General features: G+C 69.2%; 23 protein-coding genes, 1 tRNA gene and 1 pseudogene. 7 read left to right on the forward strand and 18 right to left on the reverse strand.

The annotated features are described in order from the left end of the window. Positions 1-30: 30 nt before the first annotated feature. Complete coding sequence (locus B9D87_RS08940) at positions 31-651, forward strand: TIGR03085 family metal-binding protein (RefSeq protein ID WP_007770433.1); 621 nt, start codon at positions 31-33, stop codon at positions 649-651. Positions 652-672: 21 nt separating this feature from the next. On the opposite strand, the gene B9D87_RS08945 is transcribed toward B9D87_RS08940, so the two are convergent. The 3 genes from B9D87_RS08945 to B9D87_RS08955 form a co-directional block, all read right to left on the reverse strand. After that, on the reverse strand, positions 673-2,205 hold the full coding sequence (locus B9D87_RS08945; RefSeq protein ID WP_007770432.1) for a class I adenylate-forming enzyme family protein: 1,533 nt from the start codon (positions 2,203-2,205) through the stop codon (positions 673-675). Between the two features lie 19 nt (positions 2,206-2,224). Further along, positions 2,225-3,067: a thioesterase family protein gene (locus tag B9D87_RS08950; protein ID WP_007770431.1), complete on the reverse strand. Its 843-nt coding sequence runs from the start codon at positions 3,065-3,067 to the stop codon at positions 2,225-2,227. 117 nt (positions 3,068-3,184) lie between these two features. After that, positions 3,185-3,898 (reverse strand): VIT1/CCC1 transporter family protein, encoded by a 714-nt coding sequence (locus tag B9D87_RS08955; protein WP_040630168.1) that lies wholly within the window; start codon positions 3,896-3,898, stop codon positions 3,185-3,187. A 302-nt stretch (positions 3,899-4,200) separates the two neighbouring features. On the opposite strand from B9D87_RS08955, the pseudogene B9D87_RS27705 reads away from it, so the two are divergent. Next, positions 4,201-4,886: pseudogene (locus B9D87_RS27705) on the forward strand (chitin-binding protein). Between the two features lie 96 nt (positions 4,887-4,982). On the opposite strand, the gene B9D87_RS08965 reads toward B9D87_RS27705, so the two are convergent. The 5 genes from B9D87_RS08965 to B9D87_RS08990 form a co-directional block, all read right to left on the reverse strand. After that, the gene (locus B9D87_RS08965; protein ID WP_007770428.1) at positions 4,983-5,618 is read right to left on the reverse strand and encodes a class I SAM-dependent methyltransferase; all 636 of its coding nucleotides are present in this window, start codon (positions 5,616-5,618) and stop codon (positions 4,983-4,985) included. Continuing rightward, on the reverse strand, positions 5,615-6,547 hold the full coding sequence (locus B9D87_RS08970) for a class I SAM-dependent methyltransferase (RefSeq protein ID WP_007770427.1): 933 nt from the start codon (positions 6,545-6,547) through the stop codon (positions 5,615-5,617). Before B9D87_RS08970 ends, B9D87_RS08965 begins: the two co-directional genes overlap by 4 nt. Before the next feature lie 566 nt (positions 6,548-7,113). Further along, complete coding sequence (locus tag B9D87_RS08980) at positions 7,114-7,545, reverse strand: nitroreductase family deazaflavin-dependent oxidoreductase (protein ID WP_007770426.1); 432 nt, start codon at positions 7,543-7,545, stop codon at positions 7,114-7,116. A gap of 90 nt (positions 7,546-7,635) precedes the next feature. Further along, positions 7,636-7,950, reverse strand: a complete 315-nt coding sequence (locus B9D87_RS08985; protein WP_007770425.1) for an STAS domain-containing protein — start codon at positions 7,948-7,950, stop codon at positions 7,636-7,638. Further along, positions 7,950-10,523, reverse strand: coding sequence for a SpoIIE family protein phosphatase (locus tag B9D87_RS08990; protein ID WP_007770423.1), 2,574 nt, complete (start codon positions 10,521-10,523; stop codon positions 7,950-7,952). Before B9D87_RS08990 ends, B9D87_RS08985 begins: the two co-directional genes overlap by 1 nt. Before the next feature lie 145 nt (positions 10,524-10,668). Here B9D87_RS08990 and B9D87_RS08995 point away from each other — a divergent pair, with 145 nt between their 5' ends. Together B9D87_RS08995 and B9D87_RS09000 are read left to right on the forward strand one after the other, a co-directional pair. Further along, on the forward strand, positions 10,669-11,409 hold the full coding sequence (locus B9D87_RS08995) for a Type 1 glutamine amidotransferase-like domain-containing protein (protein ID WP_007770421.1): 741 nt from the start codon (positions 10,669-10,671) through the stop codon (positions 11,407-11,409). 37 nt (positions 11,410-11,446) lie between these two features. After that, positions 11,447-13,048 carry a bifunctional aminoglycoside phosphotransferase/ATP-binding protein gene (locus B9D87_RS09000; protein WP_007770420.1) on the forward strand — a complete coding sequence of 534 codons (1,602 nt, stop codon included), beginning with the start codon at positions 11,447-11,449 and terminating at the stop codon, positions 13,046-13,048. Between the two features lie 58 nt (positions 13,049-13,106). Here the strand turns inward: B9D87_RS09000 and B9D87_RS09005 are convergent, their stop codons facing one another. Continuing rightward, a complete protein-coding gene (locus tag B9D87_RS09005; protein WP_007770419.1) occupies positions 13,107-14,027 on the reverse strand; it encodes a TPM domain-containing protein in 921 nt (306 codons plus the stop codon). 218 nt (positions 14,028-14,245) lie between these two features. Here B9D87_RS09005 and B9D87_RS09010 point away from each other — a divergent pair, with 218 nt between their 5' ends. The 3 genes from B9D87_RS09010 (at position 14,246) to B9D87_RS09020 (ending at position 17,280) form a co-directional block, all read left to right on the forward strand. After that, a complete protein-coding gene (locus tag B9D87_RS09010; RefSeq protein WP_007770418.1) occupies positions 14,246-15,652 on the forward strand; it encodes an aldehyde dehydrogenase family protein in 1,407 nt (468 codons plus the stop codon). Between the two features lie 130 nt (positions 15,653-15,782). Beyond that, positions 15,783-17,162, forward strand: coding sequence for a DUF7159 family protein (locus B9D87_RS27195; protein WP_174565071.1), 1,380 nt, complete (start codon positions 15,783-15,785; stop codon positions 17,160-17,162). Positions 17,163-17,206: 44 nt separating this feature from the next. Further along, positions 17,207-17,280, forward strand: a tRNA-Cys gene (locus B9D87_RS09020). Between the two features lie 13 nt (positions 17,281-17,293). Here the strand turns inward: B9D87_RS09020 and B9D87_RS09025 are convergent. From B9D87_RS09025 to B9D87_RS27200, 9 genes are all read right to left on the reverse strand, one after another. After that, a complete protein-coding gene (locus B9D87_RS09025) occupies positions 17,294-17,674 on the reverse strand; it encodes a YchJ family protein (RefSeq protein WP_007770416.1) in 381 nt (126 codons plus the stop codon). A 20-nt stretch (positions 17,675-17,694) separates the two neighbouring features. After that, complete coding sequence (locus B9D87_RS09030; RefSeq protein ID WP_040629749.1) at positions 17,695-18,420, reverse strand: hypothetical protein; 726 nt, start codon at positions 18,418-18,420, stop codon at positions 17,695-17,697. After that, entirely contained in the window at positions 18,417-19,322 is a 906-nt protein-coding gene (locus tag B9D87_RS09035) for a vWA domain-containing protein (protein WP_007770414.1), read from the reverse strand. The genes B9D87_RS09030 and B9D87_RS09035 overlap by 4 nt, the downstream gene beginning before the upstream one ends. Next, positions 19,319-19,687, reverse strand: coding sequence for a hypothetical protein (locus B9D87_RS27460; protein WP_238553411.1), 369 nt, complete (start codon positions 19,685-19,687; stop codon positions 19,319-19,321). Before B9D87_RS27460 ends, B9D87_RS09035 begins: the two co-directional genes overlap by 4 nt. Continuing rightward, entirely contained in the window at positions 19,684-20,295 is a 612-nt protein-coding gene (locus B9D87_RS27465; protein WP_238553410.1) for a hypothetical protein, read from the reverse strand. Before B9D87_RS27465 ends, B9D87_RS27460 begins: the two co-directional genes overlap by 4 nt. Further along, the gene (locus B9D87_RS09045; protein WP_007770412.1) at positions 20,286-20,759 is read right to left on the reverse strand and encodes a hypothetical protein; all 474 of its coding nucleotides are present in this window, start codon (positions 20,757-20,759) and stop codon (positions 20,286-20,288) included. Before B9D87_RS09045 ends, B9D87_RS27465 begins: the two co-directional genes overlap by 10 nt. Then, positions 20,749-21,615 carry a DUF58 domain-containing protein gene (locus tag B9D87_RS09050; protein WP_007770410.1) on the reverse strand — a complete coding sequence of 289 codons (867 nt, stop codon included), beginning with the start codon at positions 21,613-21,615 and terminating at the stop codon, positions 20,749-20,751. Before B9D87_RS09050 ends, B9D87_RS09045 begins: the two co-directional genes overlap by 11 nt. An 8-nt stretch (positions 21,616-21,623) precedes the next feature. Further along, a complete protein-coding gene (locus tag B9D87_RS09055; RefSeq protein ID WP_007770409.1) occupies positions 21,624-22,625 on the reverse strand; it encodes an AAA family ATPase in 1,002 nt (333 codons plus the stop codon). Positions 22,626-22,718: 93 nt separating this feature from the next. Beyond that, entirely contained in the window at positions 22,719-23,984 is a 1,266-nt protein-coding gene (locus B9D87_RS27200) for a hypothetical protein (protein ID WP_174565072.1), read from the reverse strand. Positions 23,985-24,317: the final 333 nt, after the last annotated feature.

Here is a 24,317-nt window from a genome sequence, read left to right on the forward strand (position 1 = left end):
TTCGGGCGCGACCAGCTCTAGGCTGAACGCATGTCTGTTGCGCAACGCGAACGTGCCGCCCTCGTGGAAACCATGCGCGGCGTCGGGCCGGACGCACCCACCCTGTGCGAGGGATGGACGACGCGGGACCTGACCGCCCACCTGGTGATCCGCGAGTACCGTCCCGACGCGGCGCCCGGCATCCTGATCCCGTTCTTCGCCTCCCACACGCAGAGGGTGCAGAACCAGGTGGCCGAGCAGAACGACTGGGACGAGCTGGTCGGAAAGCTCGCCGCGGGCCCGCCGGTCTACTCGCCACTCAAATTGCTCGACCCGGTGGCCAACGTCGCCGAGATGTTCGTCCACCACGAGGATGTGCGCCGCGCGCAGCCCGGCTGGGAGCCGCGCTCGCTGGAGCCCGCGCTGGGCAAGATGCTGCGGCGCACCCTGCCGCTGATGGCCCGGCTCACGCTCGCGAAGGTGCCGGGCCGGGTCGCGTTGCGTACCCCGGAGGGCAAGACGGTGCTCACCGCCGGTCAGGGGCCCGCGGTGACGGTGACCGGTGCGCCCGAGGAGCTGTTGCTGTTCTCGGTGGGGCGCCAGGCCAACGTCGACTTCGACGGCGATGCCGCGGCGGTGCAGGCCGTCCGCGACGCGCCCAAGGGGCTGTAGGCGCTGCGGGCACGTTCCCGCTTACCCGAAGGCCTGACGCAGATCCTTTTTGATCACCTTGCCGAACTGATTGCGCGGCAGCGTATCAACGACCACCAGGTGCTCGGGGTGTTTGTAGCGGCTGAGGCCGCGTGATCGGCAATGCCGCACAAGGGATTCCAATGACACGCCGTCGGCCGTGGCGGGTACCACGACGGCGCAGACGCGTTCGCCGGTGCGCGGGTCCGGGATCCCGATGACGGCGACATCGGCGACGGCGGGATGGGTGGCCAGCGCGTTCTCGATCTCGAGGGCCGAGATGTTCTCGGCGTTGCGGATGATCGCATCCTTGGTGCGGCCGGTGACGCGGACGTTGCCGTCGACATCGATCAGGCCCAGATCGCCTGTGCGCAACCAGCCGTCGCTGTCGAACGCGTCGGCGTCAAGCGTGGGGTCGGCGTAGCCGAGGAAGCACTGGGGACCTTTGAGCCGCAGCTCCCCTTCCTGTCCGGTGCCCAGCTCGACGCCGTGGTTGTCAACCGCGCGGACCTGTACTCCCGGCACCGGAGGCCCGACGGTGTGGTCGAGCACCTCGGGCGCGGCGGTCAGCGGGGGCGAAGTCGCGCAGGGGAACTCGGTCATCCCCCAGGCGTTGGCGATTCCGGCCAGCCCGAAGGTTTCGCGCACCTGGCGGCCCAGTTCGGCGGTGACGGGTGCGCCTCCGGCCAGGCAGCCCCGGACCGAGGGAAACAGCGGCCGATCGCCCTGGGCGCGTTGGGCTTCGAGGAAGGCGACGAAGAAGGGGGTCGCGGTGCCCAGGAACGTCGGATTGTGTGCGGCGATGGCCCACGGTGTGGTGGCCGGATCGAACGCCTCGAACAGGGCCAACCGCATGCCGGTCAGCAACGCGGTGGCCAGCATCGCGGCTCCGCCGATATGCGCGATCGGGAAGGCGATCGGATCCACGTCGCTGCTGTTGGCCCCCACCATGCCCACCACTCCGGCCGAGCCGGCGATGACCGACCTGTCGGTATGACGGATCCCCTTGGGGGCCGCGGTGGTTCCCGAGGAGTAGTAGATCCAGCGTGTGTCGTCGGCGGATGCCGGTGGCGCCGGCAGGGCCTCGGCGTCGGCGCCGGGCAGCCGCAGCTCGCCGGCGGCCGGCGGTGTTGCCAGGTCGAGGGTGATGACCTCGAAGCCCCGGGCCGCCGACAGCCCCCGGGCCAGCTCGCCGTGGTCGAACCCGCGCCAAACCTCTGGGGCCACAAAGAATTCGGTGTCCAGCTGGCCGGTGATGAAGCCGACTTCGCTTTCCCGCAGTATGGGGATGATCGGGTTCTGCACCGCACCGAGTCGCGCGAGTGCGGCCATCACCACCATGGTTTCCAGCGTGGTGGGCAGCTGCCAGGAGACGACGGTGCCCGCGCGGACGCCGCGTTCAGCCAGGGCGGCGGCGGTCGCGCACGCGGCGTCGTGCAGCTGCCGGGCGGTCAGCCTTCGTCCGTACTCGTCGGCGAGCAGGGGCCGGTTCGATCCCCGCTTCGCCGCCTCGGCGATCAATGCCCAAAACGTCACCGCGCCTGCCCTTCCGGCCTCACCCGGCCGACGGGCCGGCGGAGGGAGGACGAAATCCCGAGTGCGCGATCCCGACGGAGACACCGGTGCCGATCGGACCCTTCGCGTCCACCAGGACCGCCGAGCCGCTGGCCACCCCGTCATGGCTGTGATGCGTGAGCGAGGCGAGCCCGATCTGGTCGCCCTCGGGCAGCCGGCTGAGCGTGAGCGTGTAGTCGACGTTGATGAACTGCAGGGAGTTGGTGCCCCAGTTGGCAATCGAGGCCGTGATATCACCGGCCATCGCCACGCGGGTGAACGCGGTGAGCGGTTCGTCGTCGATCAACGGGCGCGTCTCGTGGATCCACGTGTATTTCGGGCCGTCGGTCTGCGGCCAGCCCGGGTCGGGGTTTTGCACGTCGGCGCCCCAGCCGTAGGTTCGCATGAACAGCGTCGAGTACGCCTCGTCCAGCGGGATCGGCGGCATCTGCACCGGCAGAGACCAGACGTGCCCCTCGGGCTGCGCGCCGCGCCGCAGGAACAGGGCGCTCGCCTGTGCCACCGCGGCACCGTCCTGAATGATCACGGTCTCGACCAGCCGCAGCCGCCGTCGGTCCTGTCGCACCTGCGTGTGCACCTCGAGCGGCGCCAAGGCCGTCGGCCGGGGCAGATCGACGGTCAGCCGCGCAGGTTGCAGTTGGGGATCCTGAACCGCATCCTCGACCGCCCACGCCAGGAGTCCGCCGACGACATGGCCGCTCAGCGATGGGCCCCATCCGCCGCGCGCGATTTTGGTTGGCACGAAGTACTTTTCGTCGCGCTCGAAATACGGCACCGATTCCGCCCATTGAGCTTCATCGGGCACGATATTGGGCTCGGCCACTGCATGACCCTCCGCGTGATGGGATTGCGGGCTCTGCTGAGGACCGCAACTGTCGATGTTACAGTTGCGCTTCCAGTCACCCGACACGCACCGCACCGCGACGCCCGGGTTCGGTGGTCAGCCGAGTGCGGCGCCCACCAGATGGCCGATCAGGTAGGTGACCGCCAGCGCGAGACTGCCGCCGATGGCGTTGCGCAGGACCGCGCGCCCCTTCCGGGCCCCGCCCAGACCGGCGGAGACCGCACCGGTGATCACCAGCGCGATCAGCACCGCGACGACGGTGACCGGGACCCGCCACGTCGCGGGCGGAACCAGGATCGCGACCAACGGCAACAAGGCGCCGACCGCAAACGACAGCGCCGATGACGATGCCGCCTGCCACGGGTTCGTCAGCTCCTCGGGGTTGATGCCCAATTCGACCTCGGCGTGGGCGAGCAGCGGATTGTGATCGGTGAGCTCTTCTGCGACCGTGCGGGCGGTCGCCGGCGTCAGGCCCTTCGCCTCGTATAGCGTGGCCAGCTCGTCCAATTCGGCGACGGGATCTTCGCGCAGTTCGCGACGCTCTTGCCTCAACAGCGCCTTCTCGGTGTCGCGCTGGGTGCTCACGGAGACGTATTCGCCCAGCGCCATCGACACCGCACCGGCGACAAGTCCGGCGCTGCCGGCGGTCAATATGGGGGCGCGTTCGGCGGTGGCCGCCGCGACCCCTACGACGATGCCCGCGGTGGAGACGATTCCGTCATTGGCGCCCAGGACGCCCGCGCGCAGCCAATTCAGCTTCGATGACACCGAGCCGACGTGGGGTTCATGGGGATGTGACGCACTCGACACGGGCGCAACCATATAGAGGAAAACCCGGGCAGACTAGCCAACGTAGCCTTCCCAAACCAGCCCGCGCGCCGGCTGAGAAGTGCCTGGATCTGCAGTCCAATCGCCTGGTAGCGACGGGTACGGCCGCCGCGGCGCCCCGGCCCAGATGTGCGGCAAACCACCGTGGGGCGGGCCGCCCGGCCAAAAGTTCTGCATGGGCGAGTCACAGCCAGTCCATAGGGAGGCTATCTAGCGTCGGGACGTAACGGGGGGTGTTCCAAGGAACTTCCTTGCAAAGATCCCTAGTGGATAGGTGAAGCATCATGAAGTTGAAGCAACTTGTCGGAGGGGTGACCATCGCCGGAGCGCTCAGCGCTGCGGCCCTGGGAATGGGCGCCGGGTTTGCCAACGCTGCTCCCGGAGCGCCACAGCCTCCGGGTAATCATGGCGGGCCGGCGGCCCCCGGCGGTGGCCACGCGCCCACCGGTCCGAACGATCCCGGCGGCCCCGGTGGCCCCGGCGGTCCTGGTGGCCCCGGTGACCACCCCGGCGGTCCAGGAGGCCCCGGCGGTCCAGGAGGCCCGGCGGTCCTGGCGGGCCCGGTCACCCTGGCGGTCCCGGTGGCCCGGCCGGACCCGCTGATCACCCCGGCGGCCCTGGCGGGCCCGGCGGGCCTGGCGACCACCCCGGTGGCCCCGGCGGTCCTGGCGGCCCCGGCGATCACCCCGGTGCTCCCGGCGGATTCGGTGGACCCGATCCCCACCCCGGCGGCCCCTGGCATGGAGACGCCCAGCGCGGCTACTTCCACGGCGCCCCGTGGGGCGACGGACCCGGACCCTGGGGCGCGGGCGAACCGCCGCGGCCGGCGTGGGATCGACCGCTTCCCCCGCCCGGTGGGCGCTGGGACTACGGCCCGATCAACTACTGGGGCTACCAGGAAACCCCGATCTGGGATCCCGGTTTCAACCAGTGGGGCTTCTGGCTCTTCGGAGTGTGGATCCCGCTGTGATCGATAGCTGACAAGACGCCCGCTTCGCCGATTGGCGAAGCGGGCGTCTCCAGTTAAGGCGTTGGCACCGGGCGGTTTTCACGCCCGGTGCTGCATTCAGCTTTTGGTGCCGACAGTCAACAGGTCGGACACGAGCGCCGTCCACACCGGTCGCGGGATCCGGTGTTGATCGGTGATCACAAACCCGGCGTTCTCGAACAACGTCCGCATCTCGGGTGCGGACGCGTTGTGTTGTGGCTTCCACCGAGAGCTCGCGGAGGACTGCAGCCGGGGTTGGCGCGTACTCAGCGCCGAGACGGCCACCAATCCCCCGGGTGCCAGCACACGGTGGAACTCACGCAACGCCGCCGGCTGGTCGAAGAAATGGAAGGCCGAGGTCGTCACGACGGCATCGAGAGCGCCGTCGGCAAACGGGAGCTGCTCGGCCGGGCCGCGCATCCACTGCACCCGATCCGACCTGGCGCGCGCCTGGCCGAGCATGCCTTCGGACATGTCGACGCCATAGATCTCGTCGGGCTGCAGTTCACGCTGGATCCGGTCACTCAAAATGCCGGTGCCGCAGGCAATATCGGCGATCTTGCGCGCGCCGTGGTTGCGCAGCTGGGCGATCACCTCGTTGTGCGGAGGCCGGTACACCCACTGTTGCAGGAAGGGCAGATCGTAGGCCGGCGCGAGGAAGCTCCATATCCGCGTGACGGCCTCGTTGAGCCCTCGCCGCTGCGGTGCCGTCATCTGCTCAGCACCGAGCTGTAGTAGATGGTGTCGGCCACCGAGACGGAGTCGTTGGTCTGCGGGATCGCATCCAGACCGGAGTCGGCCAACAGTTCGGTCATCCGGATGCCGTGCGACTGCCATCCCAGGTTGTCCAGATAGACGGCGACGTCGTTGCGCTCGCCCTGGTAACCGAGCTCGCCGAATTCCAGGTCGAAGCCGTGCTCACGCCATTTCGCGGTGGCCCGTTGCATCATCTCCTGGGCTTTCTCCGTGTCGACCTCTGACATGTCCGGAATAGCTTCGCACGCCAGCCGACTGCCGTCAGCGCTGAGTGCGGTGATGTTGTCTAGCAGGCGATCTTGCGCCTCCGGCGGCAGGTACCCGAAGAGCCCCTCCGCGATCCACGCGGTGGGCTGGCTCTTGTCGAAGCCGGCTTCTACCAACGCCTTTGGCCAGTCATGGCGCAGGTCGACGGCGACCGTGCGCAGCTCGGCCCGCGGGGCCGCACCCAGCTCGGCCAGCGTGGCTGCCTTGAATTCGATCACCTGCGGCTGGTCGATTTCGAAGACAGTCATGTCGGCCGGCCAGTCCAACCGGTAGGCGCGCGCGTCGAGGCCCGATGCCAGGATCACCGCCTGTCGGATCCCGGCCCCCGTCGCGGCCTGGAAGAACGAGTCGAAGAATCGTGTCCGGGCGGCCATCGCTACCGGCATGTGCTCGAGCTTCCAGCCGGATTCGTGGTCATCGACGTCGGCGGCCACCAGGTCGCCGGAGACCCAGCGAGTGAAGAAGTCCACCCCGACGGCACGGACCAGCGGCTCGGCGAAGCGGTCTTCGATCAGCGGGTTGTCGGCGTTGGTCGCGATCGCTCGCGCGGCTGCGACCATCGTCGCGGTCGCGCCCACACTGGTCGCCAAATCCCAGGTGTCGTTGTCTGTGCGTGGCATGCGGTTGTCGTCCCCCTCGGAATCACCGGTTACTTAGCCGGTATAACGACTGACAGACGCGTGGAGTTCCCCCGCCCCGCCGTCCGGCCGGTTCACCGGTCCGAGCGCCGCGTTTCCGCAGTTAGACGAGATGTCTAGTGTGGGCCGGGACGCCCGGGGCCGCCAGGGCCTCCGGGGCCTCCGGGGCCTCCGGGCCCGCCAGGGCCACCCGGTCCCCCAGGCCCGCCGGGGCCCCCTGGTCCGCCCGGTCCGTTGGCGGCCGGGAGCAGGAAGACGCATTGATTCAGATCGACGCTCCAGCCCCAACCGGGCGCGCATTCACCGTCGGCGCGGCCGATCGCCGGGGTGGCGATCACCGTCACCGGCAACCCGGCCAACACGCACGCGACCGCGCCGATCACAGGGCGCCGCAAGTAATGTCTCATCGCCGACCTCACTTCGTCGTTTGGGCAAGGCGGGCGGTGATGACCGGTCGCATCCGACGAAACCCGCGCCCATCATTGTGCGGCAATGGACCCGTTAACGTGCCGAATTCACGAGCTGAATGCCGTTGGCGGGCCGTGTCTTCAGTCGGTCACCAATTCGAAGACCGGGATCAGCCGATCGGTGCGCTGTTCGTATTCGCCGAACCCGGGGGCGCGCTCGACCACCACTGGATAGATCGAATCCCTTTCGTCGCGCGGCAATTCGCGCGCGGTCGCGGGCTTGGCGGGCTCCGAGCCGATCTCGATCGACACCTGCGGATGGGCGCGGATGTTGTGCACCCAGGCGGGATTGTTGTCCCGGCCCGCCGCGGAGCCGACGATGTAGATTTTGCCGTCGATATCGAAGTAGGCCACCGGGTTGACCCGCTGGGCGCCGCTTCGCGCACCGGTCGACGTGAGGAGCAGCAGCGGGAAACCTTCGAATTGCCCGCCCACCTTGCCGCCATTGCGGCGAAACTCTTCGATGTTCCGCTCGTTGAATTCCCGCTCCGAGCTCAGCGCGTCGTCACCCATGACGCCATCGTCGCATGCGGCACGGACCCCTGCCAGCGGCCGCCGCAGTTACGCTGCACCGCAACGTGATTCAGAATGCCGGGGTCGGCGTCAGTGCCCCGCTGCCGGCGGCGCGGCCTGGATGGTGGTCAGTTCGGTGAGACCGCTGACCCTGAGCACGGGCATCAGGACGGGGTGCGCGACGAGTTCGATCCGATCGGCGTGGGCGGCCAGGGTATTGATGGCGGCGCTGTCCAGGTACTCCACCGCGCTGAGGTCGACGAGCAGCGCCCCGTCGCCGGTCGCGGCGCTGGCCAACGCCAGGTTGAACTCGTCGATGTTGCTCAGGTCGATTTCCCCCTCGGCGACCAGCACGAACTTCCCGTCGCTGCCGCGCGCGGTGTCGAGCGTGAGCGGGGTGGTCATCAGGTGATCCTCGCGGACAGGTGAACGGTGGTTCCGTTGGTGTCCGGACGGATGTCGACATCCTGCATCAGGCTGCGCATCAACGGAATGCCGCGGCCGCGGTGCGGGTAGGAAGACGGTTGCGGAGCCTTCCAGGAGCCCGTGTCGGTGATGGTCAGCTGGACCTCGTCACCAACCGCGACCGCTCCGAGGCGAATCATGCCCTGCGGTCTGTGACGGTGGCCGTGCTCGATGGCGTTGGCGACGGCTTCGCCGGCGGCGACGAGCACGTTCATGGTTTGGTCGGGGTCCAGCCGGGCTCGGCTCAGCCAGTTACGCAAGGCACTCCGGGTGGGAGCGAGCTGACCGACGTCGGCGGGAAAGTTCAGCTCCAGCGGGGCCGGGTGCCGGTAGAGCAGCAGCACGACGTCGTCCTGGTAGCCGCCGTGCGGCGCGACGCGGGACATGACCTGGTTTGCCAGATCCTCCAGCGCCAATGCGCGCGAATCCTGGGCGATGCCTGCGACGCGGGAGATGCCGTGGTCCAGCGGAACCCGCCGCCGTTCGACCAGGCCGTCGGTGTAGAGCACCAGGGTCGAACGCGCCGGGATGGTCACACGGGCCTCCGGGCGAATCCAGTTGCCCCGTATCCCCAGCGCGATGGTGTGGCCCTGATCGAGTATCTGGGTGCTGCCGTCGCCGTGCACCAGGATGGGCGGCGGATGACCGGCGCTGGAGTACACGAGTTCACCGGTCTCGGGGGTGAGCACCGCGCAAACCGCGGTCGTGCACTGCGCGCCGGGCAGCCGCGCGGCGAAGCGGTCCATCCCCGCGAGAGCCGCACCAGGACTTGGGTTTTCGAACAGTAGCGCGCGACAGGCGCTGCGCACCTGGCCCATCACGGTCGCGGCGGCCAGGCCGTGGCCGACGCAGTCGCCGACGATCAGCGCGATGCGCCCGTCATCCAGGTCGACGACGTCGTACCAGTCACCACCGACCTGGAGGGGCCGGGTTGCGGCCTGATAGCGCACGGCGAACCCGTTGGGCAGATCCGCGGGCCCCAGGATCGCGTGCTGCAGGGCCAGTGCCGTCTCGCGCTGTTGATCCACCTGGTGCACCCGTTGCAAACCCTGGCCGAGGCGACCGGCCAGCACGGTGAACAAGGTCTGGTCCTCCAGGGTGAACGGGCGCTGCGCGGTCAGATCCATCCAGACCACGAGCACGCCGTCGGGGTGCCGCAGCGCGATGCCCGCCGTTCCAGGTTGCGTCGCGTTGGGGGTCAACAGGTCGCCGTCGCGCAATGAGCTGAGCGCCTGCTGGGTGTCCGGCGGCAGGGAATCCCAGTCCCCGGGCCCGCCGACCGCCACCACCCGCGGTGCACCAAAGGCGGTTTCCGTGGTGGACGAGGATTGCGTCGGGAAGGTGACGGCCAGAACGCGGCGCGCCCGCCAGAGCCGGCGCAGTTCTTCCGCGGCGGCTTGCACCGCCTCATCGACGGTGTCGGCTTCGGCCAGTTCCTGGTTGAGCGCGTGTTCGCGGCCGGCCGCCAGCGCCAGGGCGATCGCCGCATGCCGGGCGAAGTCGCTGACCAGGTCGAGGTAGTCGTCGCCGAACGCGGGCTGATGCGGGTCGCGGGCGACGGCGATGACGCCAAGCACCGCGTCGTCGGCGATCAGCGGCATGACGATCGCCGAGCGCTCACCGACATCGGTGAAGCCCTCGATCGGGTATTGGAACGAATCGGTGATCAGCGGCAACCCGCGCCTGGCCACACCGCCGGTGGTCGACCCGTCCATCGGAACCTGCCGACCGATCACCTCCGAGGAGTACCGGCCGGCCGTCGCGGCCACCACCAGGGTGTCGACCTGGTCGGCGGGCAGGTCGGCCTCCTGGGGAACCAGCAGGATGGCCTGCTCGGCGCCGGCCAGCTCCAGCGCCCGGTTCACGATCAGCTGCAGCGGCCCCGTCTGCGGATCGCCGGACAGCAACGCGGTGGTGATCTCGCGGCTGGCCTTCGTCCACTTCGCCGATTCACGCTCGCGCTCGAACAGTCGGGCGTTGTCGATGGCGGCGGCCGCGGCCGTGGCCATGGCGCGCACGGCGCCTTCCTGCGTATTGGAGAAGACCCGACCCGACCGATCGTCGGCAAGGTACAGGCTGCCGAAGTTGGCCGCCCGCACGGTGATCGGGATGCCGAGGAGCGCATGCATGGGCGGCTCCCGTCCGGCCAGCGCGCGGGTCGCCGGATGGGAATTCAGATCGTCGACGCGCAGGCCGTCGCCGACCGGCAGATCGCCGAGCCGGCGTGCGGTCTCCGCATCGATCCCGGCGTACACGAAAGAAACGAGGGTGCCGTCGGCTGCGCGGATGCCGAGCGCGGCGTAGCGGGCGCCGGTCAGCTCCATCGCGGCTCTGAGGACTCGATGCAGCGTGACATCCAGGTCCAGATCGGAGCCGATCTCGACGATGACCCGCACCAGTTGTTCCATCTGGTCGCGCGCCGCGACCAGCTCATCGAGCTGGTCATGCATCCGGCTCACCAGTTCGCGCCGGCCCTGCCAGGTGAAGGCGGAGTCACTCCGGTCGCTGTCCATAGGTACCAACGGTAAACGTTCGGGTGAACACCGACGTTCGGTATGTGGATGAGCGCGGCGCGACGCCGGCCTTCTGGGTGCACCGGCCGGTGCAGTAGCTGGTGGACATCCGTCGCGGTCACCATTGCGCCGATAGGGTGACAGCATGCCGGATGCCGCGGGGAGATCGGCGACGGCGCCGCAACCCCAACCGCTCTATCTGCTGGCGGACAGTCAGCTGCTGTTCTGGAAGCGTCACGACCGGCTGCTCCTCGAGGCAGCCATGGACGCGTTGCCCCAAGCCGCGCCGATCAGCGCGGCCTACATCGGCGCCTCCAACGGGGACAACCCGGAGTTCTACGAAATCTTCGAGGCGGCAATGGACGCAGTGGGCGTCGTCGACCGTCGCATGATCGGGTCGTCATTCGACCGCGACGACCGCGCCTTCCTGGAGCGCGCCCTTTTGATCATCCTCGCGGGTGGCGATGTGCGTCTTGGCTGGGACACGTTCGTGAAAACCGGCATGCGAGAAGTGATCCTGGACCGCTATGCCAAAGGGGCGGTGCTGGTGGGCATTTCGGCCGGCGCGGTCCAGCTCGGACAGTACGGGGTTCTCGAGGCACCGGACTCCGGGGCAACGGAGTTGCTCGACGTGTTCAAGCTCGTGCCCTTAGTCATCGACGTGCACGACGAGCGAGCCGGCTGGGCGCGGCTGTCGCGGGCGATTCAGATGCTCGAGGGCTCGGTCGGCGGTGTCGGCATCCCCACTGGCGGTGGGGCTATTGCCCACCCGGATGGCACTATTGAGCCAGTGCGTTATCCCGCGCACGCATTCACCCTCGAGGGCATCAACGTCACGCACTCGCCGCTGATCGCCGACGTTCGGCCGGCATACGAAAGCCCTTGACGGGCGACCAGATTGCCTGCAATCGTTCGGCGAGACCATGACGCACGCCTTCGACCCGACCGGACCCGACGGCCACCCGCGGATCGTCGCCGATCTGCTGCGACCCGATGCCTACGACCCGCCGGCCGCCGACGTGCGTCTGCACGAAACCCACAGCTCGTGGGTGTTCCTCGCCGGCGACTACGCCTACAAGCTCAAGAAGCCGGTGAACCTGGGTTTCCTCGACTTCACCAGCATCGAGCGGCGCCGCGCCGACTGCGAAGAGGAGCTGCGCCTCAATCGGCGGTTCAGTCCGCAGATGTATCTGGGCGTCGTCGAGGTCACCGAGGGTGATGGCCACTACCGGATAGGCGGCGAAACCGGTTCCGGAGAGCCGGCCGTGTGGATGCGGCGTCTGCCCGAAGAGGGCATGCTGCCGGCCAAGCTTGCGCGCGGCGACGTCGACATGCGTCTCGCGCGACGGATCGGGCGCACGCTGGCCAAGCTGCACAGCCGGGCTGAAACCGGTGCCGACATCGACGTGTACGGGCGCCCTTCCAGTGTGATCGCGAACTGGCGGGAGAACTTCGACCAGATAGGTCCTTTCGTCGGCCGGACCGTTTCGAGCGACGTCAACGAAGACATCCGAGCCTATGTCGACCAGTTCGTGCACGAACGAGCGTCATTGCTTGAGCGGCGCGTGGCCGACGGGCACGTGCGAGACGGCCACGGCGACCTGCACGCCGCCAGCATCTGCATCGATGACGGCCAGATCCTGTTGTTCGACAGCCTGCAGTTCGCACCCCGCTACCGGTGCGCCGACGTCGCCTCGGAAGTGGCTTTTCTGGCAATGGATTTCGAGTACCACGGCCGCGCCGACCTGGCTTGGGGATTCGTCGAGTCCTACGTGCGCGCCAGCGGCGACGACGGGCTGGCCGGCCTGCTCGACTTCTATATCTGCTACCGGGCCTACGTGCGCGGCAAGGTCCGCAGCCTGCGGCTAGCACAGGCCGAACACGCATCCGGTGGTCAAACGCGTCAGCTCATCGCCGAATCGCGGGCGTATTTCGATTTGGCGTGGGCACACGCGGGTGGCCTGCCCCGCGCGCCGATGGTGGTCACCATGGGTCTGCCGGCTAGCGGCAAGACCACCCTGGCGCGCGCGCTCGCCGGGCGACTGGGGCTGGTGCACCTCTCGTCGGATGTGGCGCGCAAGAGAATGGCGGGCATTGAGCCCACCCGGCACGGTAACGACGAATTCGGCTCGGGGCTCTACGATCCGGCGATGACGCGGAGCACCTACGCCGCGCTGCGTCGCGACGCCGCCCGCTGGTTACGTCGCGGCCGCGGCGTGGTCGTCGATGCGACATTCGGCAATCCGCGTGAGCGGTCCCAGGTGCAGCAACTGGCGCACCGGCTTGGAGCCGACCTGCATGTCGTGCTGTGCGAGGCGGACGACGCCACGCTGATGGCCCGGCTCGAGCGGCGCGCCACCGAGCAAGGTGTTGTCTCGGATGCGCGGATCGAGCTGTGGCCCGAGCTGCGGGCCGCGTTCACGCCACCCGATGAGCAGCCGTCCCTGCTGCGGGTCGACGCGACGCGGGACATGGAGGAGACCGTCGAGCAGACGCTGACGCTGCTGCGTGCCGCATACCGCTGACGGCGGTGGTCTGCGACCAAAACGATTGACGCGCCTAGGGTTTGGGCGATCCGGCCGGTCAGCGCTTGGGCGCGGTGCCCCGTCGCCGCGGCGTGCGGTGCGCTTCCAGGACATCGCCGTTGGCCAGGCTTTGTGCCTGAGCGGCCAGCGTCGATGCCCTGTTGGCATACGCGATGGCATCGCCGTCGTTGCTCGTCTCCACGCCGCGCGCCGCGGCCAAATGCCGTTTCGCGTCGTCGAGCCGCGCCTGGGCCTCGGAGCCGATGTTGGAGCGATACCTGTCAACATAGCCGGAGATCTGACGCACCCTCGCCTCCGCGATGGACAACGCCTGCTGCACCGGATGATCGCCCGCGCCGATGCCCGGCTGTCCGCCACCGCGCGCGGCGCGCCGGCGGCGGCGTGCGCGCAACAACACCAGGAGCACCACGACGACGAGCGCGACCACGATGACGCCGATCGCGATCATCGGCCAGATCGGCTTCGACGGGCTCGTCGGATTCGATGAGCCCGTCGACTTGTCCAACCCGTCGGCCGCGGCGACCGCGGCGCCGCCCCAGTTCCTGGCGCCCAGTACCGGCTCAATCTGGTTGGTTTTCAAGCTGTTCAGCTCGGCCGGCGTCAGCCCCTGCACCTGCGGCGGCACGCTGAACGCGTACAGCTTCGTGTTCGTGGCCACGGCCAGCAGCGCGTCATGGTCGCCCATTCCGGTGGCACTGCGGGTGCGGTCGGCCCAGTTGTCGGGTTTGAACCTGTTGAAGTTGTCGACGTAGACGACCCACAGCTGGATGTGGCGGTCGCGGCTGAGCCGGTCGATGGCGGCGCCGACCGCCGCCCGGTCGGAGGCCGTCAACACCCCGGTGCTGTCAGTGATGTGATCGGTGAGCTTGGACGGCGGTTGCGCCCCGGCGGGAGATGCCCACAGCAGACCCGCCGTGAGAATTGCCAGGACCACACCGAACAGGCGAAAAACCCGCATGTGGGTAATCTAGCCGCCAACTCACGCTGGCGCGGGCTCGGTTCAGACCCGCCGCCGACAAATCGTCGATCCGGTGTCATCAGCCCGGTGACCAGCACAATCCGCCCATATCGGACGCTACGCGTGACGCCGACGCATGCTGGACACCCTATGGTTAAGCGCGTAACCTCTGTCGCGCGACGACAGCATTTCCCGCGAGCGAAGGACCATGAGAAACATTGAGTAACACCATTGCGGTCTTCAACCCGTCCACCGAGGAGCAGATCGCGGAGGTCCCCGATTCGGACCAGGCGGCCGTCGACGCGGCGGTGGCCCGGGCGCGCGAGACCTTCGAGTCGGGCGTGTGGCGCAAGGCGCCCGCGTCGCACCGCGCCAACGTGCTCTTCCGCGCCGCGCGCATCATCGAGGAACGCAAGGACGAGCTGGCCGCGCTCGAGGCCCAAGACAACGGCATGAACCTGACGGCCGCCGGCCACATCATCCCGGTGTCGGTGGACATGCTGAAGTACTACGCCGGCTGGGTCGGCAAGATCCACGGCGAGTCGGCCAATCTCGTCTCCGACGGCCTGCTCGGCACCTGGGAGACCTACCACACCTTCACCCAGCTCGAGCCCGTCGGCGTCGTCGGCCTCATCATCCCTTGGAACGGACCGTTTTTCGTCGCGATGCTCAAGGTCGCGCCCGCACTCGCCGCGGGGTGCAGTGCGGTCCTCAAACCCGCCGAAGAGACGCCGCTCACCGCGCTGAAATTGGAAGAGATCTTCCGCGAGGCAGGTCTGCCCGACGGCGTCCTGAACGTCATCACCGGCTACGGCGAGACGACGGGTGCGGCACTCACCGCGCACCCGGACGTCGACAAGATCTCGTTCACCGGGTCGACGGAGGTCGGGCGGCTGATCGTGAAGGCGGCCGCGGGCAACCTCAAGCGACTGACCCTGGAGCTCGGCGGCAAATCGCCGCTGATCATGTTCGACGACGCCAACCTCGACAAGGCCATCATGGGCGCCGGCATGGGCCTGCTCGCCGGCTCTGGGCAGAACTGCTCGTGTACCTCGCGCATGTACGTCCAGCGCGGCATCTACGACCAGGTGGTCGAGGGTCTCGCGGGCTTCGCGCAGATGTTGCCGATGGGCGGCAGCGAGGACCCCGACTCGGTGCTGGGCCCGCTGATCAGCGAAAAGCAGCGCCAGCGCGTGGAAGGCATCGTGAACGACGGCGTGGCCGGCGGCGCCCAGGTGCTCACCGGCGGCAAGCCGATGGACCGCAAGGGCTACTTCTACGAGGCGACGATCATCACCAACACCACGCCGGACATGCGGCTGATCAAGGAGGAGATTTTCGGCCCGGTCGGCTGCGTGATCCCGTTCGACGACGAGGACGAGGTGATCGCCGCGGCGAACGACACACACTACGGGCTGGCCGGCTCGATTTGGACCGAGAACCTCAGCCGCGCCCATCGCATGGTGAATGAGCTTCGCGCGGGCCAGATTTGGGTGAACTCCTCGCTGGCGGCCGACCCGTCGATGCCGATCAGCGGGCACAAGCAGTCGGGGTGGGGCGGCGAGCGGGGCCGCAAGGGCATCGAGGCCTACTTCAACACCAAGGCCGTCTACATCGGGCTCTGATTCCTCCGCGAGCGGCGGCGGGATCCGCGAGCACCTCGACCGCTGACGACGGCGACTCAACTCCGACCGCGCAACGAGGGATACGCTGGATGTCGGGTCAAGATCCGCATCAAGCCATGTGGGAGGGGCGGTGGAAACCGTACTCGGTGTGTCGATGACGCCCACGGCGGTCCATATGGTCGTGGTCGAAGGGGAACACGCCGACGGTGCCACGGTCGACACGGACGAGTTCGAAGTGTCCCCAACTCAGAATCGGGCAGATCAGACGGCGCCCCATCAGGTGGTCTCGGCAATCCTGGGAACGCGGCAGGCGGCGGCCGAAACCGGTTGCCAGCTGGCTTCGATCGGCGTGACGTGGACCGATGCCACCGAGGCCGCCGCCCTGGAAGAGTTGCTGTCCGGCCAGAAGCTCGAGAAAGTCATGCTGGTCTCGGCATTTCTGGCGGCGGCCGCGTTGGCGCAGACGGTGGGCGACACGACCCGGTACGCGCAAACCGCGTTGCTGTTCGTTGAGCCGACCACCGCGACGATGGCTGTGGTGGACACCGCGGACGGTTCGGTCACCGATGTGCGTCGGCAGGAACTCCCCGAGGACGAATACGAGGCGTTGGCCACGTTGACCGCGATGGCCGCTGACGCCGCGGCGATGGAACACCGGCCAGACGGCTTGTTCGTGGTCGGCAGCGACGGCGTCGACATCGCCGCGATCCGAGAGGAGCTGCAGGCGGCCAGTTCCCTGGTGTTGAGCACACCGGAGGAGCCGGAGCTCGCTCTGGCCAGGGGCGCGGCGCTGGCATCGGCACATCCGCCGTTGTTCTCGTCCTCGACCGCAGCGATCGCTTACGCGCAAGATCCTGCGAGCGGCGCGATGGTTCCGCATGCGTTGGCCGTCGGCGGCGCCGACAATGCGCCCACCGTGGAACGTGGTGCTGAGGCGCTGGCCTATAGCGCCGACCCCGCAGAGGGCGGCACATTCGACACCGGCGCCTATCCCGGGTTTGTCGACGACTCGCCAGCCGGAACGCGGACCGGCTTCGGTGCTTCGCCGTACGAGCAGCGGGCCACTCGGCCGTTCTTGGTGGCGTTGAGCGTATTGGCGTTATTTGTCGGCGGCGTCTTGGCCCTCGTCATTGCGCTGGCGATCGCGATTCGACCGCATTCCGACACCAGACCACAAATCGGCGCACGCGTCGTCGCGCCGACTGCGCCCCGCCTCCCAGCGCCCCGGCCCCGGCGCCGGCACCAGCACGTGTCGCGCCGGCGCCGGCGGCACCAGCGCCCGCTGCCCCGCCTGCGCTTCCGGCGCCCCCTCCAGGATTGCCCTTGCCTGCGCCCCGGCTTCCGGGCCGGCCGCACCACCGCCCGGCGCACCCGCTCCTCCGATCCCCGCCCTACGTCCCCCTATCCCCGCCGGGCCGCCGGCCCTGCCCGTCCCGCACATCCCGGTGCCCGGCATTCCCCATCTGTAGGACATGGCCTCTCGCCCGTCCGAAATGATCGGGCCGAGTAAAAGACTGGGCTATCCCCGTATCCGCTGGCATGGTTGCGAGTTGTGCGGGTGTGGCTGAGTGGTTAGGCAGCGGCCTGCAAAGCCGTACACACGGGTTCAAATCCCGTCACTCGCTCCACGACAGACCGCCGCTACGAGTCGACGGCGTCCAGGTAGAACCATCGACCGGCGCGGCGTTCGAAGCGGCTGCGCTCATGCAGGCGGCCGGCGCGGCCCGCGGACTCGTATCGGGCCGTGAACTCCACTTCCCCGGAATCATCGCCCGCGCCGCCCGCCACGGTGTCGATCACCTGTAAGCCGGTCCAGGTGATGCCCGCGTCGACGGACACGTCGGCCGGGCGGGTGCGCGGGTGCCACGTGCGGAACAGATAGTCGGCGTCACCGTAGGCGAATGCCGAGTACCGCGACCGCATCAATTCCTCGGCCGTTCGGGCCTGCGACTTGCCCTCGTGGAGCGGTCCGCAGCAGGAGCGATAGCTGTGGTCGCTGCCGCATGGGCACGGTTCGTTCATACCAAGAGTCTCACAGAGCGTTACGGGGACGCGGCGTCCTGCAGCACCTGCTGCAGCTTGTCGAGCGGATCGCCTCCCGCGGGATCAAGCGTGCGCGGTGGGATCTCGCGGCCGTCGGGCGCGACGGTGGCCACCAGCGGCGGTGGTGGCGGTGGCGCCGCGGGGGGCGGAGGTGGCGGGGGCGGTGGCGTCGCCTGGCGCGGTGTGTTGAGCGCAGTCCGCTTGGCCGCCAAACGGTTTGCCGCGTCGTCGCGGATGGCGTGCCGCTGCGCGTCCGGGTCGGTGTTGCCGGCGAAGCACGCGCGCGGCGCCGCGTCGACGACGGCCAGAGCGCTCGCGTAGCGCTCGTCGGCACGTTCGCGGTCCCCTGCCGCCGCGGCCCGATCCCCCTGGGTTTCGCGGACGAGTTCGAGGTTGACGCGCACCGGGCACGAGCCCGCCAGGTCGGTTCGCGTGAGCGCATCGGCGAATTGGGAGTCGGCGTCCTCGAGCCGGCCGTCGAGCACGGCGGCTGCGCCCGCCGCAAACGGCGCCCTCGCCGGTTCCACCACATTGACGACGCCGAGGATCGCCGCATCGGCCGACACCGCGGCTCCGTCGCGGTCGGCGAACGCGTCGGCCGCCGAATCACCGGCCAGCACAACCGAAAACAGCTTGATTGCGGCCAGCAGCGCGACGGCGACGGCGGGGGCCGAGTAGACGAGCAGGCGCCGCCGCAGCCGCAACCGGGCCGGTCTGCGCGTCATGAGGCCAGGTCCCGTCGGGCGATGCGGCCGCGCCGGAATTCTCGGACCGACAGGTAGATCTCGACGAGCAGCAGCCCGGCCGCGAGCAGTGCGGGCAGCCAATACAATTCGGTCCGGTCGGCGGCATCCCCTGCGTTACCCGGCGCCTCGGGCAGCCCAGCCCGGAAGGGTTGACCGGGCTCGCGGTGGACGAAGGGAACGTCGAGTTGCGCCGCGATTCGGTGCAATTCGGCTTCGTCGATCGCCTCGCCGCCGCCATAACCGAGCACCGCTCCCCCGGCGACGGTACCCCGCATGACGTTGAAGTCGCCTTGCGGCGCCCGCGATCCGGGCCCGCCGGAGCCGAAGTAGAGCACCACGTTCCGCGAACCCGGGTATTGCTGCGTCGCCTGGATCAGCTGGTATCGCAGCACGTTGTCCGCCGCACCCGCGTTCACGCCGGAACTCGCGTCCTGCGTGCCGAGCGCCGCGACGGTTGGTCGCAGACTCCAAACGTCCTCCGACAGCGGCCAATCCAGGGAGGCCTTCGAGGCGAAGCCGATGAGCGCGTATCGTGCCGCCGGGTACTGCTTGATCAACGCCGCGATGTCGTCGCGCACGCCCGCGATCCGCGGTTCGCCCTCGGCGTCCGCCGTACGGTCGACGACCAGGAAGACGTTGAGATTTGCGCCCGCGGCCGCCGTTGCGCCCTGGCCGTTTCCGTGGGCGTAAAGCGCCGGACGAGTGGTCGCCGCGATGAGCAGCAGCACCGCCAGCGTCACGCCACTCCAGCGCAGTACCGCGCGCCCCCGCCGGCGTCCCGCCGAGAGCAGCACCTGGCGCAGCGCCACCACGCGCGCCAGCAGCAGCGCGCCGGCCACGACCGCAAGGATCGGCCACGGCAGTACGGGCTGAAACGTCATCGGCGCAACACCAAGAGGGCCACCGACAGCACGGCCGCCGACAAGAGGGCGATCACCAGCGGTGCCACCGGCGCATCGTGGAAATCCGCGGTCACGACGGAACCGTCGGCACGGCGCGCCGGCGGGGCGTGCGCGCGAATCTCGTTGAGCGCCGCGGTCACCGACTTGGCGCCCGGGGCGACGTACCGGCCGCCGGTCTGCTGCGCGAGCCTGGCCAGCGCGGCGCTCCCGGGCGAGGCGGCGGTGTCGATCACATTGACTTGGGCCCCGACCCGCTCGACCAACGCCCGGACGCTGCCATCGGTGAACAGTGCGGGCCGCTCCTCGCCCGCGGCACGCAGATCCGACGGCCCGAGATAGATCACCGAGCGCCGGTGCGTCGCGCGCTGCTCGGCGGGAGGAAAGCCGGAGAGGCACAACGCAAGAACGTCATCCGCGGTCGCGGCGTAGTCGGTGTAGGGAACCGCGGGGGCGAACGACGACGCCGGCGCCGCGCGGGCGCCGGCATAGTCCCGAACCGGCCGGCGGCGTACTGGTGATCGCGCGTCAACGGCACCACGCGGCGGTTGGCCGATGTCAGGCCGATGCGCTGCGCCTGAGGGGAATTCGCGGTCTGGCGCGCGAAGTAGTCGAGCAACTCCGCCGTCGGCGCGTCGCCCACCGGCTGCCCGACGCACACCATGATGTCCTCGGGGTGGGCGGCGTCGAAATCGTCGCTCGCCACGCTCGGACGGGCCGCCGCCCACGTCGCGGCGCCGAACATGACCGTCAGCACCACCAGTGTCACAATCGTCGACAGCGAGCGCAGCCGCGCGACTTTCGCGTACTCGGGCAGCCGGGTCAGCCGCGCCACGTTGGCCAGCGGTCGCAGTTGCCGGCGGGTAGCGGTCATCGACAGCAGCGCGGCCAGCGCCACGACGCCGACGAAGCAGGTCAATCCGATGACCGCGATCGGCCACCACCTCAGCTCCACGAGCGGATCAACTCCTGCGCCCGGGCACTCACGTCGTCGACGTCGACGCGTGTCTCTGCGTTGAATTGCCCGTCACCGAGCCGGGTGAGCAGTGGCGCGGCCGCGGCCAGGTCGCCGTCGGCCATGGCGGCGACCTGTAGATACTGCGCCGGGATGCCGGTCGCTTGATGCAGAAAACTGCGCAGCGTCCGGCCGATCGCCGCACACGCCGCCGGAGCCGACGTGCGCCCGGCAGTGTGCTCGTCGGCGATATTCTGCACGCGGCGGGCGAATCGGTCCCGGATCAGCCAGGCGTGCAGTCGCCGCGCAGCCGGGATGCGCCGCAACCGGTCCGACGGCAGCGTCCACACGAAAACACCCGCACACCAACCGAACACGGCAACCGTCAGTAGCACGGCCAGCCACAACCAGCCCGACGAGTACGGCTGCGGACCGAACACATGGCGCAGCAGGTCATCCGGCACGGGCGGCCACCTCGGTCAGGCGAACGAGCTCGCGCCGAATGTCCTTGCTGCCGGCGACAATCGAGTAAGGAATGGCGTGGGCGGCCAGGAACGCATCGAGGCGGTTGCGACGCTTCTGCTCGGCACGGCGGTACGCGGCGACCACCCGGGGCCCGAGGTCGGCGCCGTTCAGGACGAAGCGACCGGTGGCGACGTCGTATCCGTCGGTGTTGTCGGGGCCCACCGCGGGCATGTCGGACACCATCGCCCACATGAAATCGTGGCGCCCGGTCAGTCTGGTGAGCACTTCGCTGAGCGGGTCGTCGACCTCCGGTTCGTCAGAGACGACGATGATCAGCATGGTGTGCCGGTAATGCGTTGCGACGTAGTCGAGTTGGGCGGTGACGTCGCTGCCACCGGGATCGCTCGTGGTGTGGTGATACCAGCGGTGTAACAGACCCTCGATGTACGACTCGCCACGCCGCTGCGGGATGTTCACGCTGCCGCGGCGGTCGCCGTAGACCATGCCGATCTGGTCGGACCGGCGTAGGCCGATCAGCCCCACCGCACCCATGATGTGCGCGGCGACGTCGCGTTTGCACTCCCCGCTCGGGGCCAGTGCCGACATGTTGCGGCCGGCGTCGGCGACGAGCAGGATCTTGTGGTGCTTTTCGGACACAAACCGTTTGATGAGCACTCCGCCCGAGCGTGCGGAAGCCTTCCAGTCGATGTCCCGGACGTCGTCGCCCGGCACGTACGGACGCAGATCGTCGAATTCCATGCTGCGCGTATGCAATAGCGCATAGCGGCCCCCCTCGAGCAGACCGCGGGTGTCGGTGTCGAAGTGCGCCTTGGCCCGGTTGAGGTGCTTACCCACGATCGGCCTCAGGGCACGCGCACGGCCCGCAGCGCGGCGTCGACCACGACCTCGGGAGTGATGTCGGCGCTGGCCGCTTCGAAGCCGAGGATGAGCCGGTGCCGCAGCACCCGGTGGGCGAGCTTGGCGATGTCTTCGGGAAGCACGTGCGCGCGCCCGGACAGCACCGCCTGTGCCCTGGCCGCCTTGCAGAACGCGATGGTGGCACGCGGGCTGGCGCCGTACTCGACCAGGCGTGCGATCTGCTTGGGCAGCGCCAGCCCGGGGTGACGGGTCACGTCGACCAGTTGGCTGGCGTAGAGCATCAGCGCGCGGTCCATGTGGACGTGACGCACCACCTCCTGCAGGCGCAACACGTCGTCGAGGCTGACCACCGGCGCCGCCGGATGCCCCCTGTCATAGATGCCGGCGTCGATCCGCGACATGACCTCCACCTCCTCCTGTGGGGAGGGGTAGCGCACGATCTCCTTGAGCAGGAACCGGTCGGTCTGCGCCTCGGAGAGCGGATAAGTGCCTTCCTGGTCGACGGGGTTCTGGGTGGCGATGACCAGAAACGGATCCGCGAGGGGGTGCACCCGCCCGGCGATCGTGGTCTGCCGCTCCTCCATCGCCTCGAGCATCGCGCTCTGCGTCTTGGCACTGGACCGGTTGATCTCGTCGAGCAGCACGATGTTGGCGTGCACCGGGCCCAGCTGGGTGACGAAGGAGTTGGTCGCCGAGTCGTAGATCTGGGTGCCGATGATGTCGCTGGGCAGCAGGTCGGGCGTGCACTGAATGCGTTGAAAGCGGCCATGAATCGATTCGGCGAGCACCTTCGCCGCGGTCGTCTTGGCCAGGCCCGGCACGCTTTCGAGCAGGACGTGGCCGCCCGCGAGCAGACCGATCAGCAGCGACTCCCGAAGCTCACGCTGCCCGACGATCTTGGCGGCGAACGCCTGAGAGATGGCGTCGACGATCCGTCGGACGCCGTCGAGTTCGCGCTGATCCGGTTGTGTCCGTGCTGTAGACATACGCCCGCTAAGATACCCAGGCGCCGACTTTCCACACCTCGGGGTGATTGGCCCCGCGTTCGCTCGTCGTTGTCGAAGTGACCGCCGTACCGGCTACGGCTGGTTCCCTTGCGGGGGCCACTTGTTCTTGACTTCAGCCTCAAGCCGCAACCGAATTGCCTTCGCCCGCGCCTCGGCGGCCCGGGCTTGGGCCTCGGCGGCTTCCGCTCCCGCCCACACCTCGGCCGCCCGCGCACGGGTTTCGGCGGCTTCCGCGCGCGCCCGCTCCTCGGCGGCCAGGGCCTCGGCTTCGGCGGCTTCCGCGCGCGCCCGCTCCCGCGCTCGCGCCTCGGCGGCCAGGGCCTGGATTTCGGCGGCTTCCACGCGCGCCCGCGACTCGGCCACCAGCGCTTCCGCCTCGGCGGCCTTCGCCCGCTTCCGAGCTTCGGCCGCCAGGGCCTCGATTTCGGCGGCTTGGGCCCGCTTCCTCGCCGCGGCGGCCAGTGCTTGGGCTTCGGCGGCTTCCGCCTGCTTGCGGGCCTCGATGGCCAACGCCTCGGCTTCCGCAGCTTTTGCGCGCGCCCGTTCCCGCTCCCGCGCCTCGGCGATCAGGGCTTGCGTCTCGGTGGCTTCCGCCTGTGCCCGCGCCTCGGCGGCCAAGGCTTCGGGTTCGGCGGCTTTGGCCCGCTTGCGGGCTTCGGCGGCCACGGCGTGGGCTTCGGCGGCCTTGGCCTGCTTGCGGGCCTCGGCGGCCAGGGCCTGGGCCTCGGCGGCCTCTGCCCGCTTGTGCGCCTCGACGGCCAGCGCTTCGGCGGCCGCGGCTTCCGCGCGGGCCCGCTCACGCGCCCGTGCCTCCGCGGCCAGCACCTCCACCGCGGCGACCTCTGCCTGTGCCTGCGCCTCGGCGGCCACCGCTTCGGGCTCGGCGGCCAGCGCCTCGGCCGCGGCGGCCTCGTCCTGCGCCCGCGCCTCTGCTGCCAGCGCTTCGGCCTCCGCGGCCAGGGCTTCCGCTTCGGCGGCCAGGGCCTCGGCCGCGGCCGCGTCCGCCCGCGCCCGCGCCGCGGCGGCCACCGCTTCGGCTTCCGCGGCCTGCGCCTGGGCGGCGGCGGCTTCGGCCTGCGCGCCCGCCTGAGGTTCCACCTTGAGTCGCGGCGGCTTCTGTCTGGACGGCGGCCTGGGTTGATTGACGAGCGGCTGACGGTTACGCATCGGGGTGCCGGCCGCGGCCCGCGCCTTCTGCTCGGCCACTCTGTATGGGCCCGCGAGGAAATCGGTCAATACCAGGACCACGCCGACCAGGAGCACCAACGGCAGGGCCAGGGATGGGCGGGTGACCATTCCCCAGATGCCGGCGACCGTGAGCGGCGCCGCGAGCAACACCGCGGCCCCGGATAGCGGCCGCCCAGGTCGAGGATCGTCGCGGGCACCGCCGAGGCGCGAGCGGCCAACGGGAGCCGATCCGGCCGACTGACGACGACTCTCTGAGACCGCACGATCCCGCTCCTTTACGGAGATGCTGGGACATAAGAGTACTGCGCTATCGGCCGTTTCGGTGGTTCAAATTTTCGTGTCTGAGTAGCAATGTCGCCGCAGTACCGTAGCCCGGCCGGACGACGTGGGAGGTGACGGTAGTTCGCGCGATGGCGCGCGCGGGGTGGCCGTCGAGCGCGGGGATCCGGACCGTCTACCACCGGCGCCGATGGGATTTCACAA

Source organism: Mycobacterium colombiense CECT 3035 (assembly GCF_002105755.1).
Taxonomy (GTDB): Bacteria; Actinomycetota; Actinomycetes; order Mycobacteriales; family Mycobacteriaceae; genus Mycobacterium; species Mycobacterium colombiense.

Excerpts from the sequence above, each read along its gene's own strand:
- B9D87_RS08940 (WP_007770433.1), top strand. The coding sequence starts at position 31 with ATGTCTGTTGCGCAACGCGAACGTGCCGCCCTCGTGGAAACCATGCGC.
- B9D87_RS08965 (WP_007770428.1), bottom strand. The coding sequence starts at position 5,618 with ATGACGGCACCGCAGCGGCGAGGGCTCAACGAGGCCGTCACGCGGATA.
- B9D87_RS08970 (WP_007770427.1), bottom strand. The coding sequence starts at position 6,547 with ATGCCACGCACAGACAACGACACCTGGGATTTGGCGACCAGTGTGGGC.
- B9D87_RS08980 (WP_007770426.1), bottom strand. The coding sequence starts at position 7,545 with ATGGGTGACGACGCGCTGAGCTCGGAGCGGGAATTCAACGAGCGGAAC.
- B9D87_RS08985 (WP_007770425.1), bottom strand. The coding sequence starts at position 7,950 with ATGACCACCCCGCTCACGCTCGACACCGCGCGCGGCAGCGACGGGAAG.
- B9D87_RS08990 (WP_007770423.1), bottom strand. The coding sequence starts at position 10,523 with ATGGACAGCGACCGGAGTGACTCCGCCTTCACCTGGCAGGGCCGGCGC.
- B9D87_RS08995 (WP_007770421.1), top strand. The coding sequence starts at position 10,669 with ATGCCGGATGCCGCGGGGAGATCGGCGACGGCGCCGCAACCCCAACCG.
- B9D87_RS09000 (WP_007770420.1), top strand. The coding sequence starts at position 11,447 with ATGACGCACGCCTTCGACCCGACCGGACCCGACGGCCACCCGCGGATC.
- B9D87_RS09005 (WP_007770419.1), bottom strand. The coding sequence starts at position 14,027 with ATGCGGGTTTTTCGCCTGTTCGGTGTGGTCCTGGCAATTCTCACGGCG.
- B9D87_RS09025 (WP_007770416.1), bottom strand. The coding sequence starts at position 17,674 with ATGAACGAACCGTGCCCATGCGGCAGCGACCACAGCTATCGCTCCTGC.
- B9D87_RS09030 (WP_040629749.1), bottom strand. The coding sequence starts at position 18,420 with ATGACGCGCAGACCGGCCCGGTTGCGGCTGCGGCGGCGCCTGCTCGTC.
- B9D87_RS09035 (WP_007770414.1), bottom strand. The coding sequence starts at position 19,322 with ATGACGTTTCAGCCCGTACTGCCGTGGCCGATCCTTGCGGTCGTGGCC.
- B9D87_RS09055 (WP_007770409.1), bottom strand. The coding sequence starts at position 22,625 with ATGTCTACAGCACGGACACAACCGGATCAGCGCGAACTCGACGGCGTC.